The organism is Streptomyces sp. NPDC037126 (assembly GCF_055605965.1).
Window position 1 is genome coordinate 271,395 of sequence record NZ_JBVJTD010000010.1, and the last position, 20,974, is coordinate 292,368.

Sequence of the window (20,974 nt, forward strand, 5' to 3'; positions counted from 1 at the left end):
ACTCGCACATGACTTCCACCTACGCCTTCTGGCTCGCCGGCCGCCAGGTCACCGGCGAGGACACCTTCGACGTCACCTCCCCCTGGGACGGCCGGCTCGTGGGCAAGGTCAGCGTGCCGAACGACGCCCAGGTCGAGGAGGCCGTGGCCGCCGCGTACGCCGTGCGGGACGAGTTCGCCGCGACCCCGGCGCACGTACGCGCCGCCGCCCTCGACCACGTCAGCAAGCGGCTCGCCGAGCGCACCGAGGAGATCGCCCAGCTGATCTCCGCCGAGAACGGCAAGCCGGTCAAGTGGGCCCGCGGCGAGGTCGGCCGCGCCGTCTCGGTGTTCCGGTTCGCCGCCGAGGAGGCCCGCCGGTTCAACGGCGGCGAGGCCCAGCGGCTCGACACCGACGCCGGCGGCCAGGGCCGGCTCGCGCTCACCCGCCGCTTCCCCAAGGGCGTCGTGCTCGGCATCGCGCCGTTCAACTTCCCGCTGAACCTGTGCGCCCACAAGATCGCCCCGGCGATCGCGGCCGGCGCGCCGATCATCCTCAAGCCGGCCCCGGCCACCCCGCTCTCCGGCCTGATCCTCGGCGACCTGCTCGCCGAGACCGACCTGCCGGCCGGCTCCTGGTCGATCCTGCCGGTCACCAACGACCGCATGCCCGCCCTCGTCCAGGACGAGCGCCTGCCGGTCATCTCCTTCACCGGGTCCGAGAAGGTCGGTTACGCGATCATGGACTCGGTGCCGCGCAAGCACTGCACCCTGGAGCTGGGCGGCAACGGCGCCGCGGTCGTCCTCGGCGACTACGCCTCCGACGCCGACCTCGACTGGGCCGCCACCCGCATCGCGACCTTCTCCAACTACCAGGGCGGCCAGTCCTGCATCTCCGTGCAGCGCGTGATCGCCGACGCGTCGGTGTACGACCGCCTGCTGCCCCGCGTCGTCGCCGCCGTCGAGGCCCAGGTCACCGGTGACCCGAGCGACGCCAAGACGGACGTCGGCCCGCTGGTCAGCGAGGACGCCGCCCAGCGCGTCGAGTCCTGGGTCAAGGAGGCCGTCGAGGCCGGCGCCACGCTCCTCACCGGCGGCGACCGCGACGGCGCCTCCTACGCGCCGACCGTCCTCACCGACGTGCCCGCGGACGTCACCATCTCCTGCGAGGAGGTCTTCGGACCCGTCCTCACCGTGCAGAAGGTGGACGGCGAGGCCGAGGCGTTCGCCGCGGTCAACGACTCCAAGTACGGCCTCCAGGCAGGCGTGTTCACCCACGACCTCCAGGTCGCCTTCCGCGCCCACCGTGCCCTCGAGGTCGGCGGCGTGGTGATCGGCGACGTCCCGTCCTACCGCGCCGACCAGATGCCGTACGGCGGCGCCAAGCAGTCCGGCGTCGGCCGCGAAGGCGTCCGGTTCGCGATGGAGGACTACACCTACGAGCGCGTACTGGTTCTCACCGGCCTCGCGCTCTGACCTGCCACGGACAGGTCAGCCAGAACGGCCGCAGCCCACTGTGCGGGGGCTGCGGCCGTTCCCTTTCGCGTGTTGTCGGGACCCTCGCCGGGTGGCTTCGTGAAGGCCCCGCGTCGACCGATCGGACCGCGAGGGGTGGTGAGGGCGGCCCGTTTCGGGTACCAACGATCCAGTAGCACTGGTCGGTAACGAACGGTCCGCAATCATCCCTCTTCGCGGCGAGGTGAGCCTCATGTCCGCCCCCACCACCCGACGCACCACCGTCACCGAACGCGAGGCCCGACAGGTGGCGGAGGCCGCCCGGGAGCAGAACTGGCGCAAGCCCAGCTTCGCCAAGGAGCTCTTCCTCGGGCGCTTCCGGCTCGACCTCATCCACCCCCACCCGCTGCCCGACGACGAATCCGTCCGGCGCGGTGAGGAGTTCCTCGACAAACTGCGCGCCTTCTGCGAGTCGACCGTCGACTCCGCCCGCATCGAGCGCGAGGCCCGCATCCCCGACGAGGTCGTCGACGGCCTCAAGGAACTCGGCGCCCTCGGCATGAAGATCGACCCGAAGTACGGCGGCCTCGGCCTCACCCAGCTGTACTACAACAAGGCCCTCGCCCTGGTCGGCTCCGCCAGCCCCGCGGTCGGCGCCCTGCTCTCCGCCCACCAGTCCATCGGCGTGCCCCAGCCGCTGAAGATGTTCGGCACCCAGGAGCAGAAGGACGCCTTCCTGCCCCGCTGCGCCCGCACCGACATCTCCGCCTTCCTGCTCACCGAGCCCGACGTCGGCTCCGACCCGGCCCGCCTCGCCACCACTGCGGTACCCGACGGGGACCACTACGTCCTCGACGGCGTGAAGCTGTGGACCACCAACGGGGTGGTCGCCGACCTGCTCGTCGTCATGGCCCGGGTGCCGAGGTCCGAGGACCACAAGGGCGGTATCACCGCGTTCGTCGTGGAGGCCGGCTCCGAGGGCATCACCGTCGAGAACCGCAACGCCTTCATGGGCCTGCGCGGCATCGAGAACGGCGTCACCCGCTTCCACCAGGTCCGGGTCCCCGCGGCCAACCGGATCGGCCCCGAGGGTGCCGGCCTGAAGATCGCCCTCACCACCCTCAACACCGGCCGCCTCTCACTTCCGGCGATGTGCGCCGGGGCCGGCAAGTGGTGCCTGAAGATCGCCCGCGAATGGTCGGCGGAGCGGGAGCAGTGGGGCAAGCCGGTCGCGCTGCACGAGGCCGTCGGCTCCAAGATCAGCTTCATCGCCGCGACCACCTTCGCCCTGGAGGCGGTGCTCGACCTGTCCTCCCAGATGGCCGACGAGGACCGCAACGACATCCGCATCGAGGCCGCCCTCGCCAAGCTCTACGGCTCCGAGATGGCCTGGCAGATGGCCGACGAACTGGTCCAGATCCGCGGCGGCCGCGGCTACGAGACGGCCGAGTCCCTCAAGGCGCGCGGCGAACGGGCGGTCCCCGCCGAGCAGATCCTGCGCGACCTGCGCATCAACCGCATCTTCGAGGGCTCCACGGAGATCATGCACCTCCTCATCGCCCGCGAGGCGGTGGACGCCCACCTCTCGGTCGCCGGTGACCTCATCGACCCCGACAAGCCGCTCTCCGACAAGGCGAGGGCGGGTGCCAACGCGGGCGTCTTCTACGCCAAGTGGCTGCCCAGGCTGGTCGCGGGCCCCGGCCAGCTGCCCACCTCGTACGGCGAGTTCCGGCACGGGATCGACCTCTCCGGCCACCTGCGCTACGTCGAGCGAGCCGCCCGCAAGCTGGCCCGCTCCACCTTCTACGCCATGTCCCGCTGGCAGGGCCGCATGGAGACCAAGCAGGGCTTCCTCGGCCGGATCGTGGACATCGGCGCGGAGCTGTTCGCGATGAGCGCGGCCTGCGTCCGGGCCGAGCGGCTGCGCGCCGCCGGCGACCACGGCCGCGAGGCCTACCAGCTCGCCGACGCCTTCTGCCGGCAGTCCCGCATCCGCGTCGAGGAACTCTTCGGCCGGCTGTGGAACAACACCGACGACCTCGACCGCAAGGTGGTCAAGGGCGTCCTCGGCGGGGCGTACACCTGGCTGGAGGAAGGCATCGTCGACCCGTCCGAGGACGGCCCGTGGATCGCCGACGCGACCCCCGGACCGTCCACACGGGAGAACGCCCGCCGCCCCTTCGGCGCGTAGGGCTCACCCGTCCGTCGGCAGGGCGCCTGGGTCAGGAACCCCAGGTGCCCTGGTCGCCGGCGCAGTTCCAGCCCTTGCCCTTCAGGGTGAACTTCACCTTGTAGGAACGGGTGTTGAGCAGGTGCGTCTGCACCCGCACACCGAGGCTCGTCTTCTTCTTCAGCGTCCCCGTGTACACGGACACCGTGGTGCTGGTCCGGTGGGTGACCTTGCCGCCGGTGGCCTTGGCCGTGCCGAAGCGGATGTTCTTCACATCCGTGACGGTGAACGTCACGGAGCCGAAGTTCTTGGTCGTGCTCTTGTTCTTGATGCCGAAGTACAGGCCGCCGTTGGTGACCCAGCCGTGCGAGTCGATGTAGAAGCGGCTCGGGTAGACCAGGTCGATCGGGCAGCTGGCGCTCTTCGGCGCGACCGTCGCGGCCGACGCGGCCGAGGCCAGGCCGAGTTGGCCGGCCGTGAGCAGGCCGGCCGTGGCCAGGACGGTGGCGGTGGTGCGCATGCGGTTCAACGTGACTCCTCCCCGTTGCGGCCCTGTTGGGCGGGCCGCAACGGGAAGCATGCCATCTGCCGGCGCCCGGCACGCGCGAATTCCGGAGTACCGGTACACGACCGGGACAGTGGCCGGTGCGGATCTCCGCGCGGCCCGCCGCACCCCCGTGCGATCTTCATATCGACTTCGCAACGGGAAAACACCTCATCGGTGAGGAAAGCCGCGAACGCGCCCGCCCGGGGGACACCCTGTCCGGACCGCCGCCCCTTGCGGCAACAATGGGGGGATGACCGACAGTCCCGCCCATCCGGCACCCCTCGCCGACCCGCACCTCGTCTACGACCCCCTCGCCGGCGAGGGCCCCAAGGACGTGGTGATCCTCGGCTCCACCGGATCCATCGGCACCCAGGCCATCGACCTCGTGCTGCGCAACCCCGACCGCTTCCGGGTCACCGCCCTCTCCGCGAACGGCGGCCGGGTCGCCCTCCTCGCCGAGCAGGCCCACCGGCTCCGGGCGCGGACCGTCGCGGTCGCCCGCGAGGACGCCGTACCGGCCCTGCGCGAGGCGCTCGCCGGGCGGTACGGCCCCGGCGAGCCACTGCCCGAGATCCTCGCCGGACCCGAGGCGGCCACGCAGGTCGCCGCCTCCGACTGCCACACCGTGCTCAACGGCATCACCGGCTCCATCGGCCTCGCGCCCACCCTGGCCGCCCTGGAGGCCGGCCGCACGCTCGCGCTCGCCAACAAGGAGTCGCTGATCGTCGGCGGCCCGCTGGTCAAGGCGCTCGCCAAGCCGGGCCAGATCATCCCCGTCGACTCCGAGCACGCCGCCCTCTTCCAGTCCCTCGCCTGCGGGACCCGCGCCGACGTGCGCAAGCTGGTCGTCACCGCCTCCGGCGGCCCCTTCCGCGGCCGCACCAAGGCCGAGCTGGCGAACGTGACCGTCGAGGACGCCCTCGCCCACCCCACCTGGGCGATGGGCCCGGTGATCACCATCAACTCCGCGACCCTCGTCAACAAGGGCCTGGAGGTCATCGAGGCACACCTCCTCTACGACATTCCGTTCGACCGCATTGAGGTGGTCGTGCACCCGCAGTCGTATGTCCACTCGATGGTCGAGTACACCGACGGATCCACGATCGCCCAGGCGACGCCCCCCGACATGCGCGGGCCGATCGCCATCGGTCTGGGCTGGCCCGAACGGGTTCCGGACGCGGCCCCCGCGTTCGACTGGAGCAAGGCCTCCACCTGGGAGTTCTTCCCACTGGACCACGAGGCCTTCCCCTCCGTCGGCCTCGCCCGGCACGTGGGGCAGCTCGCGGGGACGGCCCCGGCGGTGTTCAATGCGGCCAACGAGGAGTGCGTCGAGGCCTTCCGCAGCGGCGCGCTGCCCTTCAACGGCATCATGGAGACCGTCACCCGGGTGGTCGACGAACACGGCACCCCGGCCGCGGGAACCTCCCTGGCCGTGTCGGACGTCCTCGAAGCGGAGACCTGGGCCCGCGCCCGGGCCCGCGAACTCACCGGCACGACGGCGACCGCGGAGGCGCGTGCATGACGACCTTGATGTTCATCCTCGGCATAGTGGTCTTCGCGTTCGGCCTGCTCGTCTCGATCGCGTGGCACGAGCTGGGGCACCTGTCGACCGCCAAGCTGTTCGGCATCCGCGTCCCGCAGTACATGGTCGGCTTCGGCCCCACCGTGTGGTCACGGAGGAAGGGCGACACCGAGTACGGCGTCAAGGCGATCCCGCTCGGCGGCTACATCCGCATGATCGGCATGTTCCCGCCCGACGACGAGGGCCGGGTCTCCGCCCGCTCCACCTCGCCCTGGCGCGGCATGATCGAGGACGCCCGCTCGGCGGCCTTCGAGGAACTGCAGGCCGGTGACGAGACGCGCATGTTCTACACGCGCAAGCCGTGGAAACGGGTCATCGTCATGTTCGCCGGCCCGTTCATGAACCTGATCCTCGCGATCGCCCTGTTCTTCACGGTGCTCATGGGCTTCGGCATCCAGCAGCAGACCACCACCGTCGCCTCCGTCTCGCCCTGCGTCATCGCGCAGAGCGAGCACCGCGACAGCTGCAAGAAGTCCGACCCCGCCTCCCCGGCCGAGGCCGCCGGCATGAGGAAGAGCGACAGGATCGTCTCCTTCGACGGCACGCCCACCAAGGACTGGAACAAGCTGTCGGACCTCATCCGCGACAGCGCCGGCAAGAACGTCCCGATCGTCGTCCAGCGCGACGGCAGGCAGGTCACCCTGCACGCCACGATCGCCACCAACATGGTCGCCCAGAAGGACTCCAGCGGCACCTACGTCGCGGGCAAGTACGTCAAGGCCGGCTTCCTCGGCTTCAGCTCCGCCACCGGCGTCGTCAAACTGGGCTTCGGCGACTCCGTGACCTGGATGACCGACCGGGTCGGCGACGCCGTCGACTCCCTCGGCGCGCTGCCCGGCAAGATCCCCGCGCTGTGGAACGCGGCGTTCGGCAACGGCCCGCGCGAACCGGACTCCCCGGTGGGCATCGTCGGCGCCGCCCGCATCACCGGCGACATCGCCACCCTGCACATCCCCGCCTCACAGCAGCTGGCGATGTTCGTGATGCTCCTCGCCGGCTTCAACCTCTCCCTGTTCCTGTTCAACATGCTCCCGCTGCTCCCCCTCGACGGCGGCCATATCGCCGGCGCCCTGTGGGAGTCCCTGCGCCGCAACCTGGCCCGCGTCCTCCGCCGCCCCGACCCGGGCCCCTTCGACGTGGCCAAACTGATGCCGGTGGCGTACGTGGTGGCGGGGATCTTCGTCTGCTTCACCATCCTCGTCCTGATCGCCGACGTGGTTAACCCCGTCAAAATCTCCTAGCCATCCCATGTTGGGGGCGTCCCGGGACCCTGGGTCGCGGGGCGCCTTCCATCGGGTGGGTTTACCGGGTGGGATGTGCTGGGGCCGAGCGCGGTGCCGTAATCTCGAAGCCTGGAGCCCGCCGTAGAACGGGACCGGACCTTGATCCACGACTTGGGGTTGCACAGCAGATGACTGCGATTTCTCTCGGCATGCCGTCCGTTCCGACCAAGCTCGCCGAGCGCCGGAAGAGCCGGCAGATCCAGGTCGGAAGCGTGGCGGTCGGCGGAGACGCGCCCGTCTCGGTCCAGTCGATGACCACGACCCGTACGTCCGACATCGGCGCCACCCTCCAGCAGATCGCCGAGCTGACCGCGTCCGGCTGCCAGATCGTCCGCGTCGCCTGCCCCACCCAGGACGACGCCGACGCCCTCGCCACCATCGCGAGGAAGTCCCAGATCCCCGTCATCGCGGACATCCACTTCCAGCCCAAGTACGTCTTCGCCGCGATCGAGGCGGGCTGCGCCGCGGTCCGTGTGAACCCCGGCAACATCAAGCAGTTCGACGACAAGGTCAAGGAGATCGCCAAGGCCGCCAAGGACCACGGCACCCCGATCCGCATCGGCGTCAACGCCGGCTCCCTGGACCGGCGCCTGCTCCAGAAGTACGGCAAGGCGACCCCCGAGGCCCTGGTCGAGTCGGCCCTGTGGGAGGCGTCCCTCTTCGAGGAGCACGACTTCCGCGACATCAAGATCTCCGTCAAGCACAACGACCCGGTCGTGATGATCGAGGCCTACCGCCAGCTCGCCGAGCAGTGCGAGTACCCCCTCCACCTCGGCGTGACCGAGGCGGGCCCGGCGTTCCAGGGCACGATCAAGTCGGCGGTGGCCTTCGGCGCCCTGCTCTCCCAGGGCATCGGCGACACCATCCGCGTGTCCCTGTCGGCCCCGCCCGCCGAGGAGGTCAAGGTCGGCATCCAGATCCTGGAGTCGCTGAACCTGCGCCAGCGCGGCCTGGAGATCGTCTCCTGCCCGTCCTGCGGCCGCGCCCAGGTCGACGTGTACAAGCTCGCCGAAGAGGTCACCGCCGGCCTGACCGGCATGGAGGTCCCGCTGCGCGTCGCGGTCATGGGCTGCGTCGTCAACGGCCCCGGCGAGGCCCGCGAGGCAGACCTCGGCGTCGCCTCCGGCAACGGCAAGGGCCAGATCTTCGTGAAGGGCGAGGTCATCAAGACCGTCCCCGAGTCCAAGATCGTCGAAACCCTCATCGAAGAGGCCATGAAGCTGGCCGAGCAGATGGAGAAGGACGGCGTGACCTCGGGCGAACCGTCGGTCTCGGTCGCCGACTGACCCTTCTGGCGCCGCTCCTCGGGGGCGGCGGCGCACACGATCGCCAGGTACAGTGCGGGGATCAGCAGAACCCCAGGATGAGGCCCCGCACGTGTTGACCCAGACCACCTCCCGGGTGCTCGAACCGAGCGACCTTGACGCCGCGCTCGCCGTCCTCGACCGCGAGCCGGTCGCGAACGCCTTCGTGACCTCACGGGTCCAGGTGGCGGGCCTCGACCCGTGGCGCCTCGGCGGCGAGATGTGGGGCTGGTACGAGGACGGCATGCTCACGGCCCTGTGCTACGCGGGCGCCAACCTCGTCCCCATCTGCGCCAACCCCCGCGCCGTCCGCGCCTTCGCCGACCGCGCCCGGCGGGCCGGCCGCCGCTGCTCCTCCATCGTCGGCCCCGCCGAGTCCACCGCCGAGCTGTGGCGTCTGCTGGAGCCCCACTGGGGCCCCGCCCGCGAGGTCCGCGCCCAGCAGCCGCTGATGGTCACCGACCACATGCCCGACGGCATCGCCCCGGACCCGTACGTCCGCCGCGTCCGCAAGGACGAGATGGAGACGATCATGCCGGCGTGCGTGGCGATGTTCACCGAGGAGGTCGGTGTCTCGCCGATGGCCGGCGACGGCGGTCTGCTGTACCAGGCCCGCGTCGCCGAACTCGTCGGCTCCGGCCGCTCCTTCGCCCGCCTCGACGAGCACGGCAGGGTCGTGTTCAAGGCGGAGATCGGCGCGGCGACCTCGCAGGCCTGCCAGATCCAGGGCGTCTGGGTGGCCCCGGAGTACCGGGGCATGGGCCTCGCGGCCCCCGGCATGGCGGCGGTGCTGCGCTACGCGCTGGCGGACGTGGCCCCGGTGGTGAGCCTGTACGTCAACGACTTCAACACGGCGGCGCGCAGGGCCTACCTGCGGGTCGGGTTCCAAGAGGTGGGCGCCTTCATGAGTGTGCTGTTCTGAACCCCCTGTACGCTCCCGGCATGGACCTCGTGATCGGCCCCCTGGACCTCGCAGCCCGCGTCGACGAGGCCCTCGCAGTCCAAGCCGTCGCCTTCGGCCTGGGCCCCGACGAGGTCGCCGTACGCCGGCAGATCGTGCAGCGGCACATGCAGTACCAGGGCGCGCGGGCCCTCGGCGCGACCGTCGGGGGACTTCTCGTCGGCTTCGTCTACGGCATGCCGAACAGCCGGACGCACTGGTGGTCGACGGTCGTGGAGCCCTATCTGCGGGCCGGCGGCAACGACTTCTGGCTGGACGACTCCTTCGTGATCACGGAACTGCACGTCCACCCCGACCAGCAGAACCGCGGCATCGGGCGGCGCCTGATCACGAGGATCACCGACACCGCCGCCGAACCCCGCTCGATCCTCTCGGCGATCGACACCGACAGCCCGGCCCGCGGCCTCTACCACTCCCTCGGCTACGAGGACCTCGCCCGCCGGGTCCACTTCCCGAGCGCGCCGCGGCCGTACGCGGTGATGGGCGCCCCCCTGCCGCTGCGCAGGCGCTAACCGATTTCCACCGGAACACGCCACCCGGCTAACCTCCTAGCCATCACCCTTACCCGGCAGGAGTACGACAACCATGGCGAACGCACCGGTCCAGCGCATGTCCCAGTTGATGGTGAAGACGCTGCGCGACGACCCGGCGGACGCCGAGGTCCTCAGCCACAAGCTGCTCGTCCGCGCCGGCTACGTCCGCCGTACCGCCGCCGGCATCTGGAGCTGGCTGCCCCTCGGCAAGAAGGTCTTCTCCAACGTGGAGCGGATCGTCCGCGAGGAGATGGACGCGATCGGCGCCCAGGAGGTGCTGCTCCCCGCCCTGCTGCCGCGCGAGCCCTACGAGGCCACCGGCCGCTGGGACGAGTACGGCCAGGAGCTGTTCCGGCTCAAGGACCGCAAGGGCGGCGACTACCTGCTCGGTCCCACCCACGAGGAGATCTTCACCCTCCTGGTCAAGGACCAGTGCACGTCCTACAAGGACCTGCCGGTGATCCTCTACCAGATCCAGACGAAGTTCCGTGACGAGGCCCGGCCCCGCGCGGGCATCCTGCGCGGCCGCGAGTTCCAGATGAAGGACTCGTACTCCTTCGACCTGGACGACGAGGGCCTCGGCCGGTCCTACGCCCTGCACCGCCAGGCCTACCAGCGCATCTTCGAGCGGCTCGGGCTCGACTACCGCATCTGCGCCGCCACCGCCGGCGCCATGGGCGGCTCGAAGTCCGAGGAGTTCCTCGCCCCGGCCGAGGCCGGCGAGGACACCTTCGCGGACTGCCCGAACTGCGACTTCGCCGCCAACACGGAGGCGATCACGTACGAGCTGCAGCCGGTCGACGGCTCGGACGTGCCCGCGCTGGAGGAGATCCCCACCCCCGACACCCCCACCATCGAGACCCTGGCCGCCTCCCTCGGCGTCCCCGCCTCGGCCACGCTGAAGAACCTGCTGGTCAAGGTGGACGGCGACATCGTGGCCGTGGGCGTCCCCGGGGACCGCGAGGTGGACCTGGGCAAGGTCGAGGCGCACTTCGCGCCGGCCGCCGTCGAGCTGGTCACCGCCGAGGACTTCGTCGGCCGTCCCGACCTGGTGCGCGGCTACGTCGGCCCGCAGGGGCTGGGCGAGAAGGTCACGTACATCGCCGACCCGCGCATCGCCCCCGGCACCGCCTGGATCACCGGCGCCAACAAGGAGCACACGCACGCGAAGAACGTCGTCGCGGGCCGTGACTTCGAGGTCGACGCGTACGTGGACGTCGTGGTGGTCCAGGAGGGCGACCCCTGCCCGAAGTGCGGCACCGGCCTGAAGCTGGACCGTGCCATCGAGATCGGCCACATCTTCCAGCTGGGCCGCAAGTACGCCGACGCCCTCAAGCTCGACGTCCTCGGCCAGAACGGCAAGCCGGTCCGCGTCACCATGGGCTCCTACGGCATCGGTGTCTCCCGTGCCGTCGCCGCGCTCGCCGAGCAGAGCGCCGACGACCAGGGCCTGTGCTGGCCCAAGGAGGTCGCCCCGGCCGATGTGCACGTCGTCGCCGCGGGCAAGGCCCTGCAGACCGAGCTGGCCCTCGACGTCGCCGAGAAGCTGGCCGCCGCCGGCGTGCGCGTCCTGGTGGACGACCGGGCCGGGGTCTCCCCGGGCGTGAAGTTCACCGACGCCGAGCTGATCGGCGTCCCGCAGATCCTGGTGGCCGGCCGCCGCTCCGGCGAGGGCGTCCTCGAGCTGAAGGACCGCAAGACCGGTGAGCGCGAGGAGCTGTCCGTCGAGGACGCGATCGCCCGCCTGACCGCGTAGCCGGGGGAAGCCCCGGTGAAGAAAGCCCCCTGTGACCCGCGGAGGTCCAGGGGGCTTCGCGCGTGGCCCTCACAGCCACCCGGCGAACTCCAGCAGCAGCTCCCCGTCCTTCGGCCGCCCCACCCGCAGGGCCCGCACGCCGGACTCCACCGCCCGGAACAGCGTCCAGCCCCGCAGCCGCTCCTGGTCGACCTCCAGGGACTCCGCGAGCCGCTTGATCCGGCGCCGGGTGATCGCCGCGCCGGACGGCGAGGCGATCAGGTCCTCCACACGGTCCCGCACCAGCCGCGCCAGATCGAACGCGCTTTCGCCGACCACCGGGTCGGGGCCCACCGCGAGCCACGGCATCCGCTCCCCGGAGAGCACCTTGCTCTGCCGGAACGTGCCGTGCAGCAGCCGGTGCTCGGGCGGCGCGGCCAGCAGCTCCTCGCGGGCCGCGAGCGCCGCGTCGACCAGCGGGGCCACGTCCGGCTCGTGCCCGGCGCCCGCCCGCATCGCCGCCGCCTGTCGTCCGGTGCGCTCCGCCACGGTCTCGAAGGCGTGGCCGGCCGGTGGCTCCACCCACAGCCGGCGCAGCGTGCCCGTCGCCTCCAGGAGTGCCTTCGCCTCCGGCAGCGACCGCACCGACACGTCCGGGTGCAGCCGCTCCAGCAGCAGCGCCTCGTCCTCCGCACCGGCTTCCAGGAGCTGCACGGCGCCCAGGCCGCCCCAGTGCGCCAGCGCCGCCCGCTCGCTCGCGGGCCGGGCGCGCGGCGGGGCCAGCTTCAGCACGGCCGGGGTGCCGTCCGGCCGGCGGACCAGCACCACCAGGCTGCTGCGGCCGCCCGGCACCTGGACCCGTTCGACGGTCAACTCGCGCCGGGCGACGGCCCGCTCGGCCGTGCCGGGCAGCAGCGCCAGCCAGTCGTCCCCGGCCGGTGCCGTCTCACCGAGCGCGCGCACCAGGCGCTGCGGCGGTTCGAAAGCCATGCGCGAGTCGTTCCCTTCCTCCTGAGCCTGTCGTACGGCGCTCAACGGGTCGCCGGCGCGGTGGCCGACGGGGTCGCGCCGGCGGCGCCGGTCCCCGTGTCGGCCCGCTCGGCGAGCCCAGGGAAGGCTACGCTCTCCCCGCTCCAGCGCACCGACCGCACCGCAGCCTCCCGCAGCGCTTCGGCGGCAGCGGCGCGTCGGGCGCCGGTGGCCGCCCGCACCAGGTCCGAGTAGACCCCGGCCACGCGGTCCTCCAGCCGGGCGGCGAGGCGTACCGCGCCGGCCTGGTCGTGCACCGGGAACGGCAAGGCGTACGCGGCGTTCGCGGCCACCGGCTCGCCGCCCAGGTCGCGGACCTCGCGCGCCAGGGCGTCCCGGCGGGCCCGGTGGGCGTCGTACGCCGCCCGGGCGTCGGCGCGGCGCGGGGCCCCGATCTGGCCGCCGACGACGCCGTAGCCGTAGACCGCCGCGTGCTCGGCCGCCAGGGCCGCCTGCAGCGCGGTCAGCTCGGTCCGGTCGGCGTCCTTGGACCTGTGGCTCATTTCGCTCCCCCTGTCAGCAGGTACGCGTGGGCGGCCCCGGCCGCCGCCACCGAGGCGAGCAGCCGGGCCGGCTCGCCCGGCAGGTCGAGCAGGTCCTTGGCGCGCCGGTCGGCGAGGGTGCGCTCGGCGCCGGCCAGCGAGGCGAGGGCGTCCTTCTCGGTGCCGGGCACGGGCGACGCGGACGGGGAGGCGGCCGGAGAGCCGGAGGCCGAGGCCGTGGCGGCCTTCGAAGGTGTCGCCGTGGGGGCCGCGCCGTCGGTGAAGGCCCGCACGTGCGCCGCGACCGCCTCGCGCAGCGGGCGCAGCCGCTCGGCGAGGCCGGGGTGCGCGGCGAGCACGGCGTCGTACTGCCGCAGCAGCACCTGGCTGTCGCGGGCCGCACGCGCGCGTGCCCGGGCGGTGGCCGAGGGGCCGTTGCCGCCGGAGTCCGGGTCGGACGAGCAGCCGGCCAGCAGGGCGGCGCCGGCGGCCGAGGCGAGCAGGGATCTTCTGCGCGGCCCCGAGGGCATGTTGCGCGGCGGTGGCGGATACGGCACTGCGGACGTCCTCGGGGAACTCGTACGAAAGGAAGAACGGCGACGGGCGGCACGCCCGTGATCACCGTACCCGCGCACCCGTCCGACGCCACTCACCGGCACCGTCGGGCGCCGGTCGTCGCGGTTCGTGGCGGCTCGGGCACAGGTGGACGGCAACACACCCCGCGACCGGATACCCTTTGACCAGACGCGACCCATCCCACAACAGCACACGCGGCCGAGGAGTCACCCGGATGAGCACCACCCAGAGCGAGAGGCTGCGAGAGCTGCTGGAACCGCTCGTCACCTCCCAGGGGCTGGATCTCGAGGAGATCGCCGTCGACTCCGTCGGACGCAAGCGGGTGCTGCGTGTGGTCGTCGACTCGGACACCGGGGCGGACCTGGACGCGATCGCCGATGTGAGCCGCGCGCTCTCGGCGAAGCTCGACGACACCAACGCGATGGGCGACGACGCGTACGACCTGGAGGTCGGAACCCCGGGCGCGGAGCGCCTCCTCACCGAGCACCGGCACTTCGTGCGCGCCACGGACCGGCTGGTGAGGTTCCAGCTGGCCGAGGGCGGCGAAGTGGTCGCACGGATCCTGACCGTCGACGACGCGGGCGTCGACGTCGAGGTGCCCGGGGTCAAGGGTCGCAAGGCCACCACCCGCAGACTCGACTTCCCGGAGATCGCCAAGGCGCGCGTGCAGGTCGAGTTCAACCGCAAGGACACGAAGGACATGAAGGAAGAGGAGGAGGCGTAGCCGTGGACATCGACATGAGCGCCCTGCGGGGCTTGGTCAGGGAGAAGGAGATCTCCTTCGACCTGCTGGTCGAGGCGATCGAATCGGCCCTCCTCATCGCCTACCACCGCACCGAGGGAAGCCGCCGACACGCGCGCGTGGAGCTCAACCGGGAGACCGGGCATGTGACCGTGTGGGCGAAGGAGGACCCCGAGGACCTCGAGGAGGGCCAGGAGGCCCGGGAGTTCGACGACACCCCGTCCGGTTTCGGCCGTATCGCCGCCACCACCGCCAAGCAGGTGATCCTGCAGCGGCTGCGCGACGCCGAGGACGACGCGACGCTCGGTGAGTACGCCGGCCGCGAGGGCGACATCGTCACCGGCGTGGTCCAGCAGGGCCGCGACCCGAAGAACGTGCTCGTGGACATCGGCAAGCTGGAGGCCATCCTGCCGGTGCAGGAGCAGGTGCCCGGCGAGACGTACCCGCACGGCATGCGGCTGCGCAGCTACGTCGTCCGGGTGGCCAAGGGTGTCCGCGGTCCCTCCGTGACCCTGTCCCGCACGCACCCCAACCTGGTGAAGAAGCTCTTCGCCCTGGAGGTGCCGGAGATCGCCGACGGCTCGGTGGAGATCTCGGCCATCGCGCGTGAGGCCGGTCACCGCACCAAGATCGCCGTGCGGTCCACCCGTGCGGGCCTGAACGCCAAGGGTGCCTGCATCGGCCCGATGGGCGGCCGGGTGCGCAACGTGATGGGCGAGCTGAACGGCGAGAAGATCGACATCGTCGACTGGTCGGACGACCCGGCCGAGATGGTGGCGAACGCCCTGTCACCCGCTCGGGTGAGCAAGGTGGAGGTCGTCGACCTGGCCGCCCGCTCCGCGCGGGTGACCGTGCCGGACTACCAGCTGTCGCTGGCCATCGGCAAGGAGGGGCAGAACGCCCGCCTCGCGGCCCGGCTGACCGGCTGGCGCATCGACATCCGGCCCGACACCGAGCCGGCCGGGGAATAGATCCAAGCCGCACGCCGCTTGGATTACGACAACAGCCGTTCGATCTTTGCCCCGAAGGGGTGAGGTCGGTACGGGGAGGTAGACTTAACCGTGTCTGGCCGGACGCACGCCGGAGCATGCCCTGAACGCACCTGTGTGGGGTGCCGGGAGCGGGCGGCCAAAGACGATCTCCTGCGGATCGTGAGGAGCGAGGACGCATGCGTCCCCGATCCTCGCGGTACGCTGCCCGGCCGGGGTGCGTATGTACACCCCGTCCTGGTCTGTCTCGACCAGGCGGTGCGCCGCCGGGCGTTCCCGCGGGCACTGCGCGTCCCGGGAGCGCTCGACACAAAGGCGTTGCGCCAATACGTCGAGCAGACAAGAGTTGCCAAGCAGGCAACACCGTAAGACGTGTCGCACGGAACCCCGTGCGGCCTGGTACCTCGCGAGTCGAAAGCAGGTCGAGATTGCGATGAGCACTCGATGAGTACGCGATGAGTACGCCCATGAACTAGCGACGGTCCGGCTTCAACCCGGACCTCAAAGGAGCGAAGTGGCTAAGGTCCGGGTCTACGAACTCGCCAAGGAGTTCGGTGTCGAGAGCAAGGTCGTCATGGCCAAGCTCCAGGAGCTCGGTGAATTCGTCCGTTCGGCGTCTTCGACCATCGAAGCGCCCGTTGTACGCAAGCTGACCGACGCCTTCCAGGGCGGTGGCAACGGCAAGTCCGCCGGAAAGCCCGCCCCGCGCAAGGCTTCCCCCAGGCCCGCCGCGCCCTCTCCGGCGCAGGCGGCCCGTCCGGCTGCCCCGAAGCCGGCTGCCCCGAAGCCTCCGACGGCGCCGGCTGCCCAGCAGCCCGCCGCTCCGGCGGCCCCCGTGGCTCCCGCGTCTCCCGCGCCGGCCTCCGGCCCGCGCCCGGTGCCGGGCCCCAAGCCCGCGCCGCGTCCGGCCCCGGCCGCTCCGGAGTTCACCGCTCCGCCGGCTCCCGCCGCGCAGACCCCGCAGGCCCCGGCCGCGCAGGGCCCGCGTCCCGGCGGCGGTCGTCCCGGTGCTCCCAAGCCCGGTGGCGCTCGTCCCGGCGCTCCCGGCCAGGGCCAGGCCCGTCCGGGTCAGGGCGGCCAGCGCGCCGGTGGCCAGGCCCCGCGTCCGGGTGCCCGTCCGGCCGGTCCGCGTCCGGGTAACAACCCCTTCACCTCCGGCGGCTCCACCGGCATGGCCCGCCCGCAGTCGCCCCGCCCGCAGGGCGGCCCGCGTCCCGGCGGTGCCCCCGGCGCCGGTCCCCGTCCGCAGGCGCCCGGCGCCCAGGGCGGCGGTCCGCGTCCGCAGGCTCCGGGCGGTCACGGCGGTGCCTCCGGGCGTCCGTCGCCGGCCGGCATGCCCCGCCCGCAGGGCGGTCCGCGTCCCGGCCCGGCCGGTCCGCGTCCGAACCCCGGCATGATGCCGCAGCGTCCCGCTGCCGGCCCGCGTCCGGGCGGCGGTGGCCCCGGCGGCCGTGGTCCCGGTGGCGGCGGTCGTCCGGGCGGCGGCGGCGGTCGTCCCGGTGGCGGCGGCGGCTTCGCCGGCCGTCCCGGTGGTGGCGGCGGCGGCTTCGCCGGCCGTCCGGGTGGTCCCGGTGGCGGTGGCGGCGGTGGTTTCGCCGGCCGTCCGGGTGGTCCCGGTGGTGGCGGCGGTGGCCGTCCCGGCTTCGGCGGTCGTCCCGGTGGTCCGGGCGGTCGTGGTGGCACGCAGGGCGCCTTCGGCCGTCCCGGCGGTCCCGCGCGTCGTGGTCGCAAGTCGAAGCGGCAGAGGCGCCAGGAGTACGAGGCCATGCAGGCCCCGAGCGTCGGCGGCGTGATGCTGCCGCGCGGCAACGGCGAGAGCATTCGTCTCTCCCGTGGCGCGTCGCTCACGGACTTCGCGGAGAAGATCAACGCGAACCCGGCGTCCCTCGTCGCGGTCATGATGAACCTCGGCGAGATGGTCACCGCGACGCAGTCCGTCTCCGACGAGACCCTGCAGCTCCTCGCCGACGAGATGAACTACACGGTTCAGATCGTCAGCCCGGAGGAGGAGGACCGCGAGCTTCTCGAGTCCTTCGACATCGAGTTCGGCGAGGACGAGGGCGACGAGGAGGACCTGGTGGTCCGTCCGCCGGTCGTCACCGTCATGGGTCACGTCGACCACGGTAAGACCCGACTGCTCGACGCCATCCGCAAGACGAACGTCATCGCGGGCGAGGCCGGCGGCATCACCCAGCACATCGGTGCCTACCAGGTCGCGACCGAGGTCAACGACGAAGAGCGGAAGATCACCTTCATCGACACCCCGGGTCACGAGGCGTTCACCGCCATGCGTGCCCGTGGTGCGAAGTCGACCGACATCGCGATCCTGGTCGTCGCGGCCAACGACGGCGTCATGCCGCAGACGGTCGAGGCGCTGAACCACGCCAAGGCGGCCGACGTGCCGATCGTGGTCGCGGTCAACAAGATCGACGTCGAGGGTGCCGACCCGACCAAGGTGCGCGGTCAGCTGACCGAGTACGGCCTGGTGGCCGAGGAGTACGGCGGCGACACGATGTTCGTCGACATCTCCGCCAAGCAGGGTCTGCACATCGACTCGCTGCTGGAGGCCGTGATCCTCACGGCCGACGCCTCGCTCGACCTGCGGGCCAACCCGAACCAGGACGCGCAGGGCATCTCGATCGAGTCCCGCCTCGACCGCGGCCGTGGTGCCGTGGCGACGGTGCTCGTCCAGCGAGGCACGCTGCGGGTCGGCGACACGATGGTGGTGGGCGACGCCTACGGCCGCGTCCGCGCCATGCTCGACGACAACGGCAACAACGTCGCCGAGGCCGGTCCCTCGACGCCGGTCCAGGTCCTGGGCCTGACCAACGTCCCGGGTGCGGGCGACAACTTCCTCGTGGTCGAGGAGGACCGTACGGCCCGCCAGATCGCGGAGAAGCGCGCCGCTCGTGAGCGCAACGCCGCGTTCGCCAAGCGCACGCGCCGCGTGTCCCTCGAGGACCTGGACAAGGTGCTCAAGGCCGGCGAGGTCCAGCAGCTGAACCTGATCATCAAGGGTGACGCTTCCGGTTCCGTCGAGGCCCTCGAGTCCTCGCTGCTCCAGCTGGACGTCGGTGAAGAGGTCGACATCCGCGTCCTGCACCGCGGTGTCGGTGCGGTCACGGAGTCCGACATCGACCTGGCCATGGGCTCGGACGCGATCGTCATCGGCTTCAACGTCCGGGCTGCCGGGCGTGCCCAGCAGATGGCCGAGCGCGAGGGCGTGGACGTCCGGTACTACTCGGTCATCTACCAGGCGATCGAGGAGATCGAGGCGGCCCTCAAGGGCATGCTCAAGCCGGAGTACGAAGAGGTCGAGCTGGGTACGGCGGAGATCCGCGAGGTCTTCAAGTCGTCCAAGCTGGGCAACATCGCGGGTGTCCTCATCCGCTCCGGCGAGGTCAAGCGGAACACCAAGGCGCGCCTCATCCGCGACGGCAAGGTGGTCGCGGAGAACCTCAACATCGAGGGCCTGCGTCGCTTCAAGGACGACGTCACCGAGATCCGCGAAGGCTACGAGGGTGGTATCAACCTCGGAAACTTCAACGACATCAAGATCGACGACGTCATCGCGACGTACGAGATGCGGGAGAAGCCGCGGGCGTAACGCCCACGGTTCGTACTGGCCGGCGGGACCTCGGTCCTGCCGGCCAGCGCGCCGTTCCCGGGGGCGGAAGCCCCCGGCGGTGCCCGAACCCGACGGTGCCCCGGAAACCCTGTCGAGCCACCGGCAGGTACGCGGTACCGTTTCTTGATGTCCCCGGCCACACGGATCCGGGGCCATCGATCCCGTACCGGCGGGTGAACCGGTTACACACATGTACGTGGGGACTCTGTCCTTCGACCTGCTCCTCGGCGACGTCCACTCGCTGAAGGAGAAGCGCTCCGTCGTCCGCCCGATCGTCGCCGAACTCCAGCGGAAGTACGCGGTGAGCGCGGCCGAGGTGGACCACATGGACCTCCACCGGCGGGTCGTCATCGGCCTGGCCATGGTCTCCGGCGACGCGGGGCATCTCACCGATGTACTGGACCGGTGCGAACGGCTGGTCGCCGCGCGCCCCGAGGTGGAACTGCTGTCCGTACGACGGCGTTTCCACGGTGACGACGACTGACGACCGGACCACAGAACGCAAGAAGAAGAAAGAACGGGAGCTGGACCAGTGGCCGACAACGCGCGGGCGAAAAGGCTGGCGGACCTCATCCGAGAGGTGGTGGCCCAGAAGCTGCAGCGCGGGATCAAGGACCCGCGGCTCGGCTCGCACATCACCATCACGGACACCCGGGTCACGGGTGACCTCCGGGAGGCGACCGTCTTCTACACGGTCTACGGGGACGAGGAGGAGCGGCAGGCCGCCGCGGCGGGCCTGGAGAGCGCCAAGGGGATCCTGCGCTCCGAGGTGGGCCGCGCGGCCGGTGTGAAGTTCACGCCGACCCTGAGCTTCGTCGCGGACGCCCTGCCGGACACCGCCCGGACCATCGAGGACCTCCTCGACAAGGCACGGCAGTCCGACGCGAAGGTGCGCGAGAGCGCCACCGGCGCCGCGTACGCCGGTGAGGCGGACCCGTACCGCAAGCCGGCGGACGACGAGACGGACGGCGACGCCGCGGAATGACCCAGAAGCACACCACGCCCGACGGCCTTGTCATCGTCGACAAGCCGTCGGGCTTCACTTCGCACGACGTGGTCGCCAAGATGCGCGGGATCGCCCGGACCCGCCGGGTCGGCCACGCCGGCACCCTCGACCCGATGGCGACCGGCGTCCTGGTCCTCGGCGTCGAGCGGGCCACCAAGCTCCTCGGGCACCTCGCCCTCACCGAGAAGGAGTACCTGGGCACCGTCCGCCTGGGCCAGAACACCGTCACCGACGACGCCGAGGGCGAGATCACCTCGTCCACCGACTCGTCCAAGGTGACCCGGGACGCCATCGACGCCGGAATCGCCAAGCTGACCGGCGCCATCATGCAGGTGCCGTCCAAGGTCAGCGCCATCAAGATCAACGGCGTGCGGTCGTACAAGCGGGCCCGAGAGGGCGAGGAGTTCGAGATCCCCGCCCGGCCGGTGACCGTCTCCTCCTTCACGGTGTACGACGTCCGGGACGCCGTCGCCGAGGACGGCACGCCCGTTCTCGACCTGGTGGTGTCGGTGGTCTGCTCCTCCGGCACCTACATCCGCGCACTCGCCCGTGACCTGGGTGCCGACCTCGGCGTCGGCGGCCACCTCACCGCGCTGCGCCGCACCCGGGTCGGCCCGTACAAGATCGACACGGCGAAGACGCTGGACCAGCTCCAGCAGGAACTGAGCGTGATGCCGATCGCCGAGGCCGCCTCGGCCGCGTTCCCGCGCTGGGTGGTCGACGCCAAGCGGGCGCGGCTGCTGCTGAACGGGGTCCGGCTGGAGATGCCCGAGGAGTACGCGGACGCCGGTCCCGTCGCCGTGTTCGATCCCGAGGGCAGCTTCCTCGCGCTCGTGGAACAGCACAAGGGCAAGGCCAAGAGCCTGGCCGTCTTCGGCTGAGAGCCCGCACCCGGCCGCTGCCCGTGGAGCGGCGGCCGGCCACGGGGTCGGGCCCCTGCCGCCGCTCCACGGTCCCCCTCGGTTCCCCCACCC

19 protein-coding genes are annotated in these 20,974 nt (G+C 71.6%); 15 read left to right on the top strand and 4 right to left on the bottom strand.

Translation table 11 applies throughout. From position 1 onward, the window contains the following. Positions 1 to 8: 8 nt before the first annotated feature. Both ACZ7FF_RS23365 and ACZ7FF_RS23370 read left to right on the top strand, forming a co-directional pair. Complete coding sequence (locus tag ACZ7FF_RS23365) at positions 9 to 1,454, top strand: aldehyde dehydrogenase family protein (RefSeq protein ID WP_470814184.1); 1,446 nt, start codon at positions 9 to 11, stop codon at positions 1,452 to 1,454. A 232-nt stretch (positions 1,455 to 1,686) separates the two neighbouring features. After that, positions 1,687 to 3,624, top strand: coding sequence for an acyl-CoA dehydrogenase family protein (locus tag ACZ7FF_RS23370; RefSeq protein ID WP_470814185.1), 1,938 nt, complete (start codon positions 1,687 to 1,689; stop codon positions 3,622 to 3,624). Between the two features lie 31 nt (positions 3,625 to 3,655). Here the strand turns inward: ACZ7FF_RS23370 and ACZ7FF_RS23375 are convergent, their stop codons facing one another. Beyond that, the gene (locus ACZ7FF_RS23375) at positions 3,656 to 4,123 is read right to left on the bottom strand and encodes a hypothetical protein (RefSeq protein ID WP_470814186.1); all 468 of its coding nucleotides are present in this window, start codon (positions 4,121 to 4,123) and stop codon (positions 3,656 to 3,658) included. A 277-nt stretch (positions 4,124 to 4,400) separates the two neighbouring features. Here ACZ7FF_RS23375 and dxr point away from each other — a divergent pair, with 277 nt between their 5' ends. The 6 genes from dxr (at position 4,401) to ACZ7FF_RS23405 (ending at position 11,569) form a co-directional block, all read left to right on the top strand. Continuing rightward, positions 4,401 to 5,672 (top strand): 1-deoxy-D-xylulose-5-phosphate reductoisomerase, encoded by a 1,272-nt coding sequence (gene dxr, locus ACZ7FF_RS23380; RefSeq protein ID WP_470814187.1) that lies wholly within the window; start codon positions 4,401 to 4,403, stop codon positions 5,670 to 5,672. Continuing rightward, positions 5,669 to 6,973 (top strand): M50 family metallopeptidase, encoded by a 1,305-nt coding sequence (locus tag ACZ7FF_RS23385; protein ID WP_470814188.1) that lies wholly within the window; start codon positions 5,669 to 5,671, stop codon positions 6,971 to 6,973. The genes dxr and ACZ7FF_RS23385 overlap by 4 nt, the downstream gene beginning before the upstream one ends. 170 nt (positions 6,974 to 7,143) lie before the next feature. Continuing rightward, entirely contained in the window at positions 7,144 to 8,301 is a 1,158-nt protein-coding gene (gene ispG / locus ACZ7FF_RS23390; protein WP_470814189.1) for a flavodoxin-dependent (E)-4-hydroxy-3-methylbut-2-enyl-diphosphate synthase, read from the top strand. 91 nt (positions 8,302 to 8,392) lie between these two features. Further along, positions 8,393 to 9,241, top strand: a complete 849-nt coding sequence (locus ACZ7FF_RS23395) for a GNAT family N-acetyltransferase (RefSeq protein ID WP_470814190.1) — start codon at positions 8,393 to 8,395, stop codon at positions 9,239 to 9,241. A 20-nt stretch (positions 9,242 to 9,261) separates the two neighbouring features. Beyond that, complete coding sequence (locus ACZ7FF_RS23400) at positions 9,262 to 9,792, top strand: GNAT family N-acetyltransferase (RefSeq protein ID WP_470814191.1); 531 nt, start codon at positions 9,262 to 9,264, stop codon at positions 9,790 to 9,792. A 73-nt stretch (positions 9,793 to 9,865) separates the two neighbouring features. Continuing rightward, positions 9,866 to 11,569, top strand: a complete 1,704-nt coding sequence (locus ACZ7FF_RS23405; RefSeq protein ID WP_470814192.1) for a proline--tRNA ligase — start codon at positions 9,866 to 9,868, stop codon at positions 11,567 to 11,569. A gap of 69 nt (positions 11,570 to 11,638) precedes the next feature. Here ACZ7FF_RS23405 and ACZ7FF_RS23410 read toward each other — a convergent pair whose 3' ends face one another. Genes ACZ7FF_RS23410 through ACZ7FF_RS23420 form a run of 3 tightly spaced genes read right to left on the bottom strand, consistent with a single transcriptional unit; the run spans position 11,639 to position 13,616 of the window. Beyond that, positions 11,639 to 12,538: an aminoglycoside phosphotransferase family protein gene (locus ACZ7FF_RS23410; protein WP_470814193.1), complete on the bottom strand. Its 900-nt coding sequence runs from the start codon at positions 12,536 to 12,538 to the stop codon at positions 11,639 to 11,641. A 41-nt stretch (positions 12,539 to 12,579) separates the two neighbouring features. Further along, positions 12,580 to 13,080 carry a ferritin-like domain-containing protein gene (locus ACZ7FF_RS23415; RefSeq protein ID WP_470814194.1) on the bottom strand — a complete coding sequence of 167 codons (501 nt, stop codon included), beginning with the start codon at positions 13,078 to 13,080 and terminating at the stop codon, positions 12,580 to 12,582. Beyond that, complete coding sequence (locus tag ACZ7FF_RS23420; RefSeq protein ID WP_470814195.1) at positions 13,077 to 13,616, bottom strand: hypothetical protein; 540 nt, start codon at positions 13,614 to 13,616, stop codon at positions 13,077 to 13,079. Before ACZ7FF_RS23420 ends, ACZ7FF_RS23415 begins: the two co-directional genes overlap by 4 nt. A 233-nt stretch (positions 13,617 to 13,849) precedes the next feature. Here ACZ7FF_RS23420 and rimP point away from each other — a divergent pair, with 233 nt between their 5' ends. From rimP to truB, 7 genes are all read left to right on the top strand, one after another. After that, on the top strand, positions 13,850 to 14,359 hold the full coding sequence (gene rimP, locus ACZ7FF_RS23425; protein ID WP_470814196.1) for a ribosome maturation factor RimP: 510 nt from the start codon (positions 13,850 to 13,852) through the stop codon (positions 14,357 to 14,359). 2 nt (positions 14,360 to 14,361) lie between these two features. After that, positions 14,362 to 15,348 (top strand): transcription termination factor NusA, encoded by a 987-nt coding sequence (gene nusA, locus ACZ7FF_RS23430; protein ID WP_470814197.1) that lies wholly within the window; start codon positions 14,362 to 14,364, stop codon positions 15,346 to 15,348. A 90-nt stretch (positions 15,349 to 15,438) separates the two neighbouring features. Further along, on the top strand, positions 15,439 to 15,735 hold the full coding sequence (locus tag ACZ7FF_RS23435) for a YlxR family protein (protein ID WP_470814198.1): 297 nt from the start codon (positions 15,439 to 15,441) through the stop codon (positions 15,733 to 15,735). A 145-nt stretch (positions 15,736 to 15,880) separates the two neighbouring features. Beyond that, entirely contained in the window at positions 15,881 to 18,973 is a 3,093-nt protein-coding gene (gene infB / locus ACZ7FF_RS23440; protein WP_470814199.1) for a translation initiation factor IF-2, read from the top strand. A 211-nt stretch (positions 18,974 to 19,184) separates the two neighbouring features. Further along, complete coding sequence (locus tag ACZ7FF_RS23445; RefSeq protein WP_470814200.1) at positions 19,185 to 19,478, top strand: DUF503 domain-containing protein; 294 nt, start codon at positions 19,185 to 19,187, stop codon at positions 19,476 to 19,478. A 48-nt stretch (positions 19,479 to 19,526) separates the two neighbouring features. Beyond that, positions 19,527 to 19,979: a 30S ribosome-binding factor RbfA gene (rbfA, locus tag ACZ7FF_RS23450; protein WP_470814201.1), complete on the top strand. Its 453-nt coding sequence runs from the start codon at positions 19,527 to 19,529 to the stop codon at positions 19,977 to 19,979. Next, a complete protein-coding gene (gene truB, locus ACZ7FF_RS23455; RefSeq protein ID WP_470814202.1) occupies positions 19,976 to 20,881 on the top strand; it encodes a tRNA pseudouridine(55) synthase TruB in 906 nt (301 codons plus the stop codon). The genes rbfA and truB overlap by 4 nt, the downstream gene beginning before the upstream one ends. The last annotated feature ends 93 nt before the right edge of the window (positions 20,882 to 20,974 follow it).